This is a genomic window from Streptococcus sciuri (assembly GCF_024814375.1).
GTDB lineage: Bacteria > Bacillota > Bacilli > Lactobacillales > Streptococcaceae > Streptococcus > Streptococcus sciuri.
In genome coordinates this window covers 32,986-47,556 of sequence record NZ_JANUXX010000006.1, presented here as the reverse complement: position 1 = coordinate 47,556, position 14,571 = coordinate 32,986, and the positions used below count along the sequence as shown (strand labels likewise).

The window sequence follows — 14,571 nt, the reverse complement described above, 5'->3', positions numbered from 1 at the left end:
TTAGAAATAAAGTGCAGGTATATTATAAACAGTGATGTATAATCATCTCGTTTTCTCCATTAAAAAATCATCCGAGGCTTTCGGATGATTCCTTTTTATCAATTTACCAAATTCCCATCACATGTTGCATGATAAGACTTGCTACAATGACAGCAATCCAGCAACAAGCACCAAGTCCAATGGCAGTTCCACCTGTCTTGATTAGCTTGACGAGATTGGTATTGATCCCGATAGCAGACATAGCCATGACGATGAGGAATTTGGAGAGTTGTTGTAACATGTGAAATATTCCCATATTCCAGCCCATGCTGCTAAATAAGGTTGTTATCAGAGAAGCAATGACAAAGTAGACGATGAAAATCGGAAAGACTTTAGAAAGTTTAAAAGTTTGTACTTTGGTTTGCTCTTTGTTGATTTTGTGATAGCGATAAGTGGAGAGGGCTAGTGTGATAGGGATAATAGCTAATGTGCGTGTTAACTTAACGATTGTTGCTTCGGCTAGTGTATGACTATTATGTATAACATCCCAAGCGGAGGCAGTTGCTGTTACTGATGATGTATCATTGACAGCCGTTCCTGAGAAAATGGCAAAGCCATGATGACTTAACCCCAACCACTCTCCAAGGCTAGGAAAGGTGAGTGCTGCAATGAGATTGAAAAAGAAAATGACGGAAATCGAAGTAGCTACATCATCGTCACTTGCTTCAATAATAGGAGCAGTCGCTGCAATGGCAGATCCACCGCAGATAGAGGATCCGACCCCAATCAGAGTCGCATTATCAGTCGGGAGTTTGAAAAACTTAGCTAAAAGGTAAGCCGTAACCAAAGCGATACTGATGGTCACGATAATTATGGGTAAAGACTGTTCTCCGACTCGCAAAACCTGTGTCATATTAAGCCCAAAACCTAAAAAGACAACAGCGGTTTGCAAGAGATACTTAGATGTAAAGGCAATGCCTGCTGTTGTTTTTTCTCTGTTAGTGTAGCCCATACCCACAGCAATTCCCATTAGTAAGCCAAAAACAGGGGCACCAATAACTGGAAAATAATGCCCCAAAAACCAAGCGATGGTTGAGATGAAAAGACATATACCAATTCCAGGTGCATAACGATGAACCATAAAACCTCCTAAAGTAATGAGAAATTTATTAAAATAATGTATTACCATTATAGTATCTTTTGCAAGGAAAGTAAACAAAAATAACTCCCATTGTGAGAGCATGGAATTTGTTATGTTAGATTGACGATGTTGAAAAAATGGACAAAGTAGTAAAAGATATGATTAAACAGGACAAGAATCAATAGTTTGACCTCATAATAAGACTTGAAAAATAGAAAGGCCATGCGTTAGAGAAATTTGTGTGGAAATGGCTATGTCAATTTTAGTATTAGATGGAGCAGACGCTATCTGTTCTCACATAGTTGATTGTTTGATTGAAAAAGCACATGAAGAAGTGATTGTTGCTAATAGCCTTGCAATGGGACATAAAAAGCATGCTTTTACGAGGGAGATATTGCTGATAGACATTTTATGCGCAAGGTCTTTTCTGAAAATTTAGAAAGAAAAGCAGCTATCCACTTTGCCTTCTTTTCTCTTTTTGAAGATTCTATGGCAAATCCTCTCAAATATTTTGATAATAACACAGCTGGTATGGTGCATCTCTTTGAAGTTATGCGAGAATTTGATGTAAAAAAACTTATCCTTTCATTAACAATAGCACTTCCATAACATCCTATGGATTCTTATGGTGAGAGTAAGCTTATGATGGAAAATACCATGAAGTGGGCAGACTAAGCATGGTATCAGATTTGAGGTCTTACGGTATTTGAATGTTGTAGGTGGCAAAATGAAAGTGTGATAAACCTATGATTTTTGGAGATAGTAATCAGACTTCTGATGAACAAGTGTGCGTAACTACGAACATCTGTTTTCTCCTATCTTTGCTATTGACTATTTAAGATAGGGGGAGTATATCAATGGTTTTTAATTTAGGTTCTTCGATAGTTTTTCTAATCTCCAAATGATTGAGGTAACCCATCATGTAACAGAACCTATTATTCCTATTGAGATGGCAGAATGTTGTTTTGGAGAGTTCCAGATTTACTTATTGCTTTTTCTAAAAAAAGGGAGAACAATGGCTGGAAGTCTACTTTTGATGATATTGATAAAATCATAGAAAGGGCTTGGACATGGTATTTTAATCTTCCTAATGGCTATGATACTAAGGAGTAAGCTATTAGACATTTAGCTTACTTGCGTAGCGGATAGTTGCCTCTTTTCTTCAAAAACGATATGATGAAGACATTAGAGACTAAAGGAGAAAGAATCATGACATTTGATGAAGCTATTGAAACTATGACAGAAATTTCTATTTTTGATTTAGAGGAACGTATCACAAAAGGTGAGGACATGATTGCCTTTATCGGTCGTCCTACCTGTCCTTACTGCCAACTTTTTGTCCCAAAACTAGCACAGGTTGTTAATGAAACAGGAGTTAAAGTTAGCTATCTGGAGAGTGATAATGTAAAGGATGCTAGCGAGATTGCAGCTTTTCGTGAAACTTATACGATTCCAACTGTTCCAGCGCTTTTAGAAGCGAAAGCAGGTGAGGTGCATGTGGTTTGTGACTCTTCACTGAGCGTTGAGGCTATTAAAGATTTTATTGCTTGATAGTGAGTAAGACTTGCTAGGATTGCAGATTTTTGATATAGTATAGGAGCTTTTGGAAAATGCCAGCGCATTTTCTAGTAAATGATAGTTTAGAGGAGACATTATGCCAGCAATATTAATGATTGTGCTGATGGTTGCGATGATTTGGTTTATGCAACGTAGTCAAAAAAAGCAAGCACAACAACGTCAAGAACAACTGAGTGCTATCCAACCAGGTGATGAAGTTGTCACTATTGGTGGACTTTATGGTAAGGTAGACGAGGTTGATCGTGATGCTCAAAAGATGGTTCTTGATATCGAAGGGGTTTATTTAACTTTTGAGATTTCAGCGATTAAGCGCGTGGTTGCAAAAAATGAAGCAGTAAGAGAAGAGACTAGCATCGAGACAGCAGAAACTGCTATATCAAGCGATGATGAAAAGCTAGATAAATCAGTAGATACTGAAAATTAAGTGCTTTTAGAGAGCTTATACTAAAAAAGAGACTAGATTATCTAGTCTCTTTTTTATCAAGAAGACACTAAACATGCTAAAAACATTTAATATTGAACATAAATATGGTAAAATAAAGCAATAAGATTTTATTTTTTAGAGGATAAATCGAGAAAAAGATTAAGAATGATGTTTACATTTAAGAAAAAACAAGTACCTACTGAGTTAGATAAAGTTCCAAATCATATTGCTATTATCATGGATGGCAATGGTCGTTGGGCAAAGAAGCGCTTGCAACCACGAGTTTTTGGGCATAAGGCAGGAATGGATGCTCTGCAAGAGGTCACCATTGCAGCATCAGATTTTGGCGTCAAAGTACTGACGGTTTATGCTTTTTCAACGGAAAATTGGTCTCGACCAGATGATGAAATTTCCTTTATTATGAATTTGCCTGTCGAGTTTTTTGATAAATACGTTCCAAAACTCCATGAAAATAACGTTCGCATTCAAGTGATTGGTGAACTTGAGCGTCTGCCTGAGGCGACTCTTGATGCTATGAGTCGTGCGATTGCAACTACCAAGCATAACTCAGGTTTAGTGCTCAACTTTGCTCTAAACTATGGTGGACGCTCGGAGCTGGTGCAGACGATAAAGCGTATTGCATTTGCGGTGCAAAAAGGAGAACTTGAACTCGATGATATCAATGAAGATCTTATAGATAATCATCTTATGACGAGTCAGTTGCCTTATCTCTATCGCAATCCGGATCTCATCATCCGAACTAGTGGAGAGTTACGTTTGAGTAACTTTTTGCCATGGCAGTCTGCCTATAGTGAATTTTACTTTACAAAGACCTTGTGGCCAGATTTTAAACGAGAAGGTCTCTACGAGGCAATCAAAGAATATAATCAACGCCAACGCCGATTTGGTGGTGTGTAAGGAGTTATGTTATGAAAGAACGCATTATGTGGGGGGGGATAGCATTAGCTATTTTTCTTCCTTTCCTTTGTTTAGGTGGCTTGCCCTTTCAGCTTTTAATTGGGTTGCTCGCTATGATTGGAGTATCTGAGTTGCTTAAGATGCGTCGCTTAGAAATCTTCTCTCTTGAAGGACTTCTTGCGATGTTAGCTACTTTTTCTCTTGTAGTACCGCTGGACAATTACCTTGGTTTTTTACCTGTGGATGCCAGTTTTTCTGCTTACAGTATCTTGGTTCTTTTGATACTAGCTGGTACGGTTCTAAATAGCAGTCGCTATTCCTTTGAGGAAGCAGTCTTTCCAATTGCTGCTAGCCTTTATGTGGGAATTGGTTTTCAAAATCTCGTTAATGCTCGAATAGCAGGTTTGGATAAAGTACTGTTAGCTCTCTTTATCGTTTGGGCGACTGACAGTGGTGCCTATTTTATTGGGCGTCGTTTTGGACAACGGAAGCTTTTGCCTGCAGTGTCGCCCAATAAAACTATTGAAGGTAGTTTGGGTGGTGTTCTGTCTGCAGTTGTGATTGCTTTTGTTTTTATGTTAGTGGATAAGTCCGTCTATGCTCCACATCATTTTATTGTGATGTTGTTTCTGGTTATTCTTTTTAGTATTTTTGGACAATTTGGCGATTTGGTAGAAAGCAGTATAAAGCGTCGCTATGGTGTAAAGGATTCTGGTAGGCTCATTCCTGGTCATGGTGGTATCTTAGACCGCTTTGATAGTATGATTTTTGTTTTTCCGATTATGCACTTCTTTGGCTTATTTTAGCCTTGAGGTGATACACCTATAAAGAAAGGAATGCTATGTTAGGAATTATCACTTTTATCATCGTTTTTGGGCTTATCGTTATCGTACATGAGTTTGGGCATTTGTATTTTGCTAAAAAATCAGGTATCTTGGTACGTGAATTTTCTATCGGTATGGGGCCAAAGATTTTTGCGCATCGTAGTCAGGATGGAACAACCTACACGTTACGTATCTTACCTTTAGGAGGATACGTGCGTATGGCGGGTTGGGGAGATGATATCACTGAGATTAAGACGGGAAGCCCAGCAAATCTCACGTTAAACAAGGATGGGCTTGTCACTTGTATTGACCTCTCACAAAAAGCAGCAAATATGAATAGCCTGCCTATGAATGTCACAAGTTATGATCTTGATGATAAACTTGTGATAACTGGTCTTGTCATGGATGAGGCCAAGACCTACCCTGTTAACCACGATGCTACCATTATAGAGGAGGATGGAACAGAGTTACGTATCGCTCCGCTTGATGTACAATACCAAAATGCTAGCGTCTGGGGGCGTTTAATCACTAATTTTGCTGGTCCTATGAATAACTTTATCTTAGGAGCTGTGGTCTTTGTCTTTTTAGCCTTTTTAGCAGGTGGGGTTGCTGACTACTCAAGCAATCATTTCCGTGTGACTTCAGATGGTGCTATGTATCAAGCAGGTGTCAGAGACAATGATCAGATTTTAAAAATTGGAAAGAGCAAGGTCACCAATTGGCAGAGTTTAGTTGATGCTGTTGAGACCTCGACAGATGGACTCAAAAAAGGACAGTCCATTTCGGTCATCGTCAAGTCTGACAATAAAATAAAGAAATTAACGATTATTCCGAAAAAGCAAAATGGAACCTACATGATCGGTGTTCAGCCTGCTTTAAAAACGAGTCTGGCAGATAAAATACTTGGTGGGCTCAAGCAAGCTTGGGATAGTGCTTTTCTTATTCTTAATAGTTTAAAAGGATTAATCACCCATTTTAGCATCAATAAGCTAGGTGGTCCAGTTGCGATGTACCAGTTGACTGATCAAGCAGCACGAGCAGGATTCGAAACAGTTTTGCAGTTACTTGCTATGCTCTCAATTAATCTGGGAATTATGAATCTCATTCCCATTCCTGCTCTTGACGGTGGCAAAATTGTCATCAATATCCTAGAAGCTATACGACGCAAGCCACTACGGCAGGAGACAGAGACATATGTCACGCTGGCAGGTGTTGCTATCATGTTTATTTTAATGATAGCTGTTACATGGAATGACATCATGCGTGCTTTTTTCTAAAAAAGAGATAAAACTGAGCAAGATATCACAACTTGTTCCTATGTTGACAAAAAGAAAGGAAGTCGCTTATAGCGACTAGTTTAGATAATGAAACAATCAAAAATGTTTATCCCAACGCTTCGTGAGATGCCAAGCGATGCACAGGTTATTAGTCATGCTCTCATGCTAAGAGCAGGTTATGTCCGTCAGGTGTCTGCTGGTATTTACGCTTATCTACCTTTAGCACAGCGTACGCTTGAAAAAATCAAAATGATTATGCGTGAAGAGTTTGAAAAGATTGGTGCAGTTGAAATGTTAGCACCCGCACTTTTGACAGCTGATTTATGGCGAGAATCAGGACGCTATGAGACTTATGGTGATGATCTTTACAAACTCAAAAACCGTGATGGGTCTGCTTTTATCCTTGGACCTACACACGAAGAAACATTTACCAGTCTTATCCGTGATGCTATCACATCTTATAAACAATTACCAATAAATATCTACCAAATCCAGTCAAAATACCGTGACGAAAAACGTCCACGTAACGGACTTTTACGTACACGAGAGTTTATCATGAAAGATGGATATAGTTTCCATCAAAATTACGAAGATTTAGATGTGACTTATGAGGATTATCGCAAAGCCTATGAGAATATCTTTACCCGTTCAGGTCTTGATTTTCGTGGGATTATTGGTGATGGTGGTGCTATGGGTGGTAAGGATAGTCAAGAATTTATGGCAGTTACACCTGACCGTACAGATCTCAATCACTGGCTCATTCTTGATAAGTCTATCACGTCTATTGATGACCTTCCACAAGATGTTCTCGATGAGATTAAGAGAGAACTGGCTTCATGGTTAGTTTCTGGTGAGGATACGATTGCTTACTCAACAGAATCAGGCTATGCAGCCAACCTTGAAATGGCGACAAGTGCTTTTGAGGTGACAACGAAGGTTCAAGCACAAGATGAAGTCATAAAGGTGGAAACACCAAATTGCAAGAGTATTGATGATATTACTGCTTTCTTACAAGTAGATGAGGAGCAAACGATTAAAACCTTGCTCTTTATAGCAGATGATGAACCAATCGTTGTACTACTTGTCGGCAATGACCAAATCAATGATGTCAAACTCAAAAATTATCTCGATGCTAACTTCCTAAGACCTGCAACAGCAGATGAAGCCTTCCGTGTCTTTGGAGCTGACTTTGGCTCATTAGGTCCTGTTGGGTTAGCTGAGGATGTGCATATCATCGCAGACCGTAAAGTACAAAATGTAGCTAATGTCGTTGTTGGGGCAAATGAAAATGGTTACCATCTGACAGGCGTCAATCCAGGTCGTGACTTTAGGGCAGAATATGTGGATGTGCGTGAGGTCAAGGAAGGTGAACTTGCGCCAGACGGCAAAGGGACACTCCAATTTGCACGAGGCATTGAGATTGGTCATATCTTTAAGCTTGGTACACGTTACTCTGAAAGTATGGGTGCTACGATTTTAGATGAAAACGGTCGCTCTGTGCCGATTATTATGGGTTGCTATGGTATTGGTGTTAGTCGTATTTTATCTGCTGTCATTGAGCAACACGCTCGTCTCTTTGTGACAAAAACGCCTAAAGGTGCTTATCGCTATTCATGGGGCATTAACTTTCCAAAAGAGCTTGCTCCGTTTGATATACACTTAATTACAGTTAATATCAAGGATGAAAAAGCAATGAAACTAACAGATAAGCTAGAGAGTGAGCTTCTCTCCAAGGGTTATGAAGTTTTGACAGATGATCGCAATGAACGTGTAGGCTCAAAATTTTCAGATAGTGATTTGATTGGCTTGCCAATTCGTGTGATAGTTGGTAAAAAAGCCTCCGAAGGCATCGTAGAAGTCAAAATCAAAGCAACAGGTGACACGATTGAGGTTAATAGTGAAAACCTTATTGAAACTCTAGAAATTCTAACTAAAAAAGACTAGACTTTATCTCCCAAAAAAATTCTTGGGAGATTTTTTTGGTTTCTCTCTACAAGTAGCTTCTTTTTATAAAAACGCTTACAAAATAGTTGTTTTTGCCTTTTTAATGTGGTACACTTAGCTTGGATAGTTGCAGTAGAAAGGAAATAAGAAGAGTCAAAAAGCAAAAACAATATTCTGTGATTGTCTGTATGTCGTTATAAAATGGTATAGCTACCTAAAGAAGTTCATAGTCAATTCGTAAGGAAGTGTATGATATGAAAAAGACAACAGAATATGCGACATTATTCTTAACTGCAGTAACGCTGAATGCTGCTGTTCTACCGACTATCACAACAGTTTATGCTGAAACAAGCTCTCAAACAACTGTGACAAATTCTTTATCTCAATCTCAAGTAAATGATTTGGTTAATGAAGTATCGAAAAATCACCCTGATGTGTCTCGAGAATGGATCCAAGAAGTTGCAGAACGACAATTGCGAGGAGACTACACTTTGCCACCAACACAAGAGGCGACCTTTAGATCAGCTTGGCAAGGAATTACCGTACAGCAAGCAGCTGTCGCAATTGATGTAGGGATAGGTCTTGCTATATCGGGAGGAATAGGCGGATTGGCTGCTTTTATCAGAGGTCAAGGAAAACACGATGCAAAATCTATTGTACGCTCTGTTGTAGCTAGAGTGATTGGGGGTAGAGGTGGAATTGTCTCCGAAGGAGTTTTAGACTATGCTCTAGGTTTAGCATCTCCTGGAACAGCTATCGCAAGATGGTATGATTCTATTGATAAATATCCAAACAACGGAAGAATTAATATATAATGAAAGTTATCAAACGTTTTTGTCTGTGTTTCTTTAATTCACGCTTTTTTCCTCTCTTTATAGCTATCACACTTGCATACTTTTTGAACAATAAAGTTAATATATTTGCTGATATAGGCATTGTTCTAGGGATTCTTTTAACTTTTCTGCGTAAAAAACGTCCTAAACATAGGAGAAAATAAAGTTTTTATTAATGAAAGTTCTTAAATATTTTGGTCTGTTTTGTTTAGTTTTTCTCTTTTCTCTATCAATAAATATCATATTTTCATATTTCTTGAAAACGAAAGTTAATATATTTTATGATATAGGCATTGCTCTAGGGACTCTTTTAACTTCTCGGCATAAAAAACGTCCTAAACATAGGAGAAAATAAAGTTTTCATTTCCGATTTAAAAAGCACTCTCAAAAGAGGGTGCTTTTTAAAAATGTAAAACATGTTTATAAAAGACTTGTTTTTTATTTTAGCAATTTGTTTAGCAATTTTATCTTTAAATGGTGCTATAGTGATGGATGACAACATGTTTTATTCTTGAGTCGTTTTGGTGAGCTATGCTATAATGGCAACATGAGGAAACAGAAGAAAAGGGCAATGCAAAAATCATTCGTCATCGGTCTTGTCAGTATTGTAGCTATTTTAGGAGTTGGTGCAGTATTGGTGAGAGATTACTATTTGGCTAGTCATCAAGTGAGGGTAAAAGCAGATACAACTGCATCTGATACACGCTATTTTATCGATACTATTGCCAAAACAGCAAGGCAAATCGGTCAAGAGTACGACTTATATGCCTCTGTTATCATTGCACAAGCTGTTTTGGAGTCCAATCACGGTCAGTCAACTTTAGCCAAAAGCCCTTATCATAACTTATTTGGAATTAAGGGGAGTTATCGCGGTTCGCAAGTGAAGATGACCACTTGGGAGGATGATGGTAATGGCAATTCTTACCAGATTGATGCTGTTTTTCGTGCTTATCCTAATGTTGAATCATCTCTTTACGACTATGCAAGGATTCTTGAGTCGGACTATTATGCAGGAGTCCATAAGTCCAATACGTCATCCTACTTAGATGCGACAGCAGCTTTGACAGGGACTTATGCGACTGATACAAACTATGCTACTAAGCTTAATCATATTATCACAACCTATCATTTGACGGTCTACGATACTGTTTCTGTTGGTGTAAACCCCTTTGCTACTAACTAAATTGTCTTTTCATCGAAAAAGGTTCATTTTTATGTTAAAATAAAAGACAGAAAGACCAAGGAGCGTATCATGTCGGAATTATTTAAGCGATTGATGGAACAGATAGAAATGCCACTTGAGATGAGACGGTCAAGTGTTTTTTCATCTGCTGATATTCGTGATGTCAAGGTACATACGCTGTCACGTCTGTGGGAGTTTCACTTTGTCTTTGATGGTATTTTGCCCATTGATATGTATCGTGAATTGCATGCACGCTTACAGTCAACCTTTAAAAAGGCAGACATCACGGCAACATTTGACATCACAGTAAGGCATATTGAGTTATCTGATGAGTTGTTGACAGCTTATTATGAGGAGGCATTTGCTCACCCTCTTTGCGATAGTGCCAATTTTAGAAATTCTTTTTTAGGACTATCTATCCACTATGATGGACAGATTGTTCAGATTTTTTGCCCAGATTTTGTCAATAACGATCATTTTCGTCAACAGCATATCCCCAATCTTAAAAAACAATTCACTTTGTTTGGCTTTGGGGAGTTGGATTTTGAATTGATTTCGGATGCTAAAAAAACCAAGGAGCTGCAAATATCTTATGAGACAAGTCGTGAGCAGTTGATGGAAAAAGCGACAAAGCAAGTGACAAAAGCATTAGAATCACAACAGTCATTGGTAGCCTCTACGCCACCTGATGATACACAGAGGGCAGCTTATGCTGTTAAAGAAAGTGCTACGAAACGTCAGACACAGCTTGATAAGGTGAATATTACACCGATGATTGAGGTGACAACAGAGGAAAATCGAATTGTTTTTGAAGGTCTCGTTTTTGATGTGGAGCGCAGAACGACTCGCACAGGGCGTCACATCATCAGCTTTAAGATGACAGATTACACTTCCTCTTTTGCTATGCAACGTTGGGCAAAGGATGATGAAGAACTAGCTAAGTACGATATGATTGCTAAGGGGACTTGGTTGCGCGTGCGTGGTAACATCGAGCACAATCAATGGACCAAGGCTTTGACCATGAATGTCCAAGATGTCAAGACCGTTGTTCATCACGAGAGAAAGGATTTGATGCCAGAGGGTAAGAAGCGTGTGGAGTTTCATGCGCACACCAACATGTCTACCATGGACGCATTACCTACGGTTGAAGACTTGATTGATAAGGCAGCAAGCTGGGGGCACTCAGCCATTGCTATTACGGATCATGCCAATGTACAGTCTTTTCCTCATGGATATCACAGAGCTAAAAAAGCAGGTATCAAAGCGATTTTTGGCTTAGAAGCTAATATCGTTGAAGCTATGGTGCCTATTACTTATAATGAAGTATCTATGGATTTGCGTGAGGCGACCTATGTGGTCTTTGACGTAGAGACGACAGGACTATCTGCGGTTAATAACGATCTTATTCAGATTGCCGCTTCAAAGATGTATAAAGGTAACATTGTTGATCAGTTTGATGAGTTTATCGATCCAGGTTATCCTCTATCTGCTTTTACGACAGAGTTGACAGGTATCACGGACAATCATGTGAAAGGTGCGAAGCCTTTGATTCAGGTTTTAAAAGAGTTTCAAGCGTTTTGCAAGGATACAATCTTGGTTGCCCACAATGCTACCTTCGATGTTGGCTTTATGAATGCTAACTATGAACGACAGGGGTTGCCTACTATCACTCAGCCGATTATTGATACCCTAGAGTTTGCAAGAAATCTTTATCCTGAATACAAGCGGCACGGATTGGGACCTCTGACTAAGCGTTTCCAAGTATCATTAGAGCACCATCATATGGCCAACTATGATGCTGAGGCTACAGGGCGACTGCTCTTTATCTTTCTCAAAGAAGCTAGAGAAAATCGAGGGATCGATAATCTCCTTGATCTCAATACAAAATTAGTCTCTAAAGATTCTTATAAAAAAGCACGTATTAAGCATGCGACTATTTATGTGCAAAATCAGACTGGCTTAAAAAATATCTTCAAGTTGGTGAGTCTCTCAAATGTCAAGTATTTTGAGGGGGTGGCACGTATTCCACGCCCTGTGCTAGATGAGTACCGTGAAGGACTTTTGGTAGGGAGTGCTTGTTCAGAAGGGGAGGTATTTGATGCAGTCTTATCTCAAGGGGTAGACGTAGCAGTTGAAGTGGCTCGTTATTATGATATGATTGAGGTCATGCCACCTGCTATCTATCAGCCTTTGGTAGCTCGTGAGCTTATCAAGGACGAAGAAGGGATTCATCAGGTTATCAGAGATCTCATTGAGGTGGCAAGACGAGCAGGAAAGCCTGTCCTTGCGACAGGGAATGTTCATTATTTAGATCCTGAAGATGAGATTTACCGTGAAATTATTGTTAGAAGCCTTGGCCAAGGGGCGATAATCAACCGCAATATCGGACGAGGCGAGCATGCTAAGCCTGCTCCACTGCCTAAAGCGCACTTTAGAACGACAAATGAAATGTTAGATGCGTTTCATTTTCTAGGTGAGGAGCTTGCCTATGAGATTGTTGTGACCAATACTCAAGCTTTTTCTGAACGCTTTGAGGAGGTGAAGGTAGTCAAGACTGATCTTTACACACCTTTTATCCCACGTGCAGAGGAGCGGGTAGCTGAGATGACTTATCAGCGTGCCTTTGAACTTTATGGTAACCCTCTACCAGATATCGTCGATCTTCGGATTGAAAAAGAGCTAGCGTCTATTTTGGGGAATGGCTTTGCAGTGATTTATTTGGCGTCTCAAATGCTAGTGCAACGCTCCAATGAAAGAGGTTATCTTGTAGGTTCTCGTGGTTCAGTTGGGTCAAGTTTTGTGGCAACGATGATTGGGATTACTGAGGTCAATCCTATGCCACCACACTATGTCTGTCCATCTTGTAGGCACTCAGAGTTTATCACGGATGGTTCTGTTGGATCTGGCTTTGACTTACCCAATAAAAACTGTCCAAAATGTGGTACAATCTACCGTAAAGATGGTCAGGACATTCCCTTTGAGACTTTCCTTGGTTTTGATGGAGATAAGGTTCCTGATATTGACCTCAATTTCTCTGGAGATGACCAGCCTCATGCTCACTTAGATGTGCGTGACATTTTTGGGGAAGAGTACGCCTTTCGTGCTGGGACAGTCGGTACGGTTGCTGATCGCACTGCTTATGGTTTTGTTAAGGGATATGAGCGAGATTATGGTAAATTTTATCCTGATGCAGAAATTGACCGTCTTGCCTTAGGATCATCTGGTGTCAAGAGAAGTACCGGTCAGCACCCAGGGGGAATCGTTGTTATTCCTAATTATATGGATGTCTATGATTTTACCCCAGTTCAGTATCCAGCCGATGATCTCTCAGCAGAATGGCAGACAACTCACTTTAATTTTCACGATATTGATGAAAATGTCCTCAAGCTAGATATTCTAGGACACGATGATCCAACTATGATTCGCAAACTCCAAGATTTGTCAGGAATTGATCCACAGACTATCCCAGCTGATGATCCTAAGGTGATGCAACTTTTTTCAGGAACTGAGGTATTGGGTGTGACAAAGGAACAGATTGGGACTTCAACAGGAATGCTTGGTATTCCAGAGTTTGGAACAAACTTTGTCCGTGGCATGGTAGATGAGACACATCCGACAACCTTTGCGGAGCTTCTTCAGCTATCAGGTCTTTCTCATGGAACTGACGTCTGGCTGGGCAATGCTCAGGACTTGATTAAAGATGGCATTGCCACCTTGTCAACAGTGATTGGATGTCGAGATGATATTATGGTTTATCTGATGCACGCAGGATTAGAACCTAAGATGGCATTTACCATTATGGAGCGCGTGCGTAAGGGAATGTGGCTCAAAATCTCAGAAGAGGAGCGTGATACTTACATAGCGGCCATGAGGGAAAATGATGTTCCAGATTGGTATATTGAGTCTTGTGGCAAGATTAAGTACATGTTTCCAAAGGCTCATGCGGCAGCCTATGTGATGATGGCACTACGTGTTGCTTATTTCAAAGTACATTATCCTCTCTTTTATTACTGTGCTTATTTTTCTATTCGAGCAAAAGCCTTTGAACTAAAAACGATGAGTGCAGGGCTTGAAGCAGTCAAGCATCGCATGGAAGACATTAAGGAAAAGAAGCGCAATAACGAATCCAGCAATGTTGAGAATGACTTGTTTACTACCTTGGAGCTGGTTAATGAAATGCTTGAGCGAGGGTACAAGTTTGGTCAACTCGACCTCTATAGAAGTCAAGCTACAGAGTTTCTCATTGATGATGACACACTTATCCCTCCTTTTGTTGCTCTCGATGGTCTAGGTGAGAACGTTGCAAAACAGCTAGTTTCAGCTAGAGAAAAAGGTGAGTTCCTCTCCAAGATGGAACTTAGAAAGCGAGGAGGATTATCTAGTACCCTTGTGGATAAAATGGAGGAGATGGGTATCTTGGGTCACCTACCAGAAGATAATCAACTCAGTCTATTTGATGATTTCTTCTAA

Annotated in this window: 11 protein-coding genes and 1 pseudogene; 11 read left to right on the top strand and 1 reads right to left on the bottom strand. The window is 39.7% G+C overall.

The window, feature by feature from the left end:
• Positions 1 to 103 precede the first annotated feature (103 nt).
• Entirely contained in the window at positions 104 to 1,120 is a 1,017-nt protein-coding gene (locus NXS10_RS05740; protein WP_259138666.1) for a YeiH family protein, read from the bottom strand.
• A gap of 253 nt (positions 1,121 to 1,373) precedes the next feature.
• On the opposite strand from NXS10_RS05740, the pseudogene NXS10_RS08720 reads away from it, so the two are divergent.
• From NXS10_RS08720 to NXS10_RS05690, 11 genes and pseudogenes are all read left to right on the top strand, one after another.
• Positions 1,374 to 1,847: pseudogene (locus tag NXS10_RS08720) on the top strand (NAD-dependent epimerase/dehydratase family protein); the annotation flags it as partial.
• A 230-nt stretch (positions 1,848 to 2,077) separates the two neighbouring features.
• Entirely contained in the window at positions 2,078 to 2,233 is a 156-nt protein-coding gene (locus NXS10_RS08715; protein ID WP_444544873.1) for a hypothetical protein, read from the top strand.
• A gap of 96 nt (positions 2,234 to 2,329) precedes the next feature.
• Positions 2,330 to 2,671 carry a DUF6568 family protein gene (locus NXS10_RS05730; RefSeq protein ID WP_263008841.1) on the top strand — a complete coding sequence of 114 codons (342 nt, stop codon included), beginning with the start codon at positions 2,330 to 2,332 and terminating at the stop codon, positions 2,669 to 2,671.
• Positions 2,672 to 2,774: 103 nt separating this feature from the next.
• Positions 2,775 to 3,122, top strand: a complete 348-nt coding sequence (yajC, locus tag NXS10_RS05725; RefSeq protein ID WP_259138664.1) for a preprotein translocase subunit YajC — start codon at positions 2,775 to 2,777, stop codon at positions 3,120 to 3,122.
• 168 nt (positions 3,123 to 3,290) lie between these two features.
• Entirely contained in the window at positions 3,291 to 4,040 is a 750-nt protein-coding gene (gene uppS, locus NXS10_RS05720) for an undecaprenyl pyrophosphate synthase (protein ID WP_259138844.1), read from the top strand.
• Between the two features lie 11 nt (positions 4,041 to 4,051).
• Positions 4,052 to 4,846 carry a phosphatidate cytidylyltransferase gene (locus tag NXS10_RS05715; protein ID WP_259138662.1) on the top strand — a complete coding sequence of 265 codons (795 nt, stop codon included), beginning with the start codon at positions 4,052 to 4,054 and terminating at the stop codon, positions 4,844 to 4,846.
• A gap of 35 nt (positions 4,847 to 4,881) precedes the next feature.
• Positions 4,882 to 6,141 carry an RIP metalloprotease RseP gene (gene rseP, locus NXS10_RS05710; protein ID WP_259138659.1) on the top strand — a complete coding sequence of 420 codons (1,260 nt, stop codon included), beginning with the start codon at positions 4,882 to 4,884 and terminating at the stop codon, positions 6,139 to 6,141.
• A gap of 87 nt (positions 6,142 to 6,228) precedes the next feature.
• Complete coding sequence (locus NXS10_RS05705; RefSeq protein ID WP_259138657.1) at positions 6,229 to 8,085, top strand: proline--tRNA ligase; 1,857 nt, start codon at positions 6,229 to 6,231, stop codon at positions 8,083 to 8,085.
• Between the two features lie 254 nt (positions 8,086 to 8,339).
• The gene (locus NXS10_RS05700) at positions 8,340 to 8,900 is read left to right on the top strand and encodes a hypothetical protein (protein WP_259138655.1); all 561 of its coding nucleotides are present in this window, start codon (positions 8,340 to 8,342) and stop codon (positions 8,898 to 8,900) included.
• A gap of 589 nt (positions 8,901 to 9,489) precedes the next feature.
• A complete protein-coding gene (locus NXS10_RS05695; protein WP_259138653.1) occupies positions 9,490 to 10,101 on the top strand; it encodes a glucosaminidase domain-containing protein in 612 nt (203 codons plus the stop codon).
• A gap of 69 nt (positions 10,102 to 10,170) precedes the next feature.
• Complete coding sequence (locus tag NXS10_RS05690; protein WP_259138651.1) at positions 10,171 to 14,571, top strand: PolC-type DNA polymerase III; 4,401 nt, start codon at positions 10,171 to 10,173, stop codon at positions 14,569 to 14,571.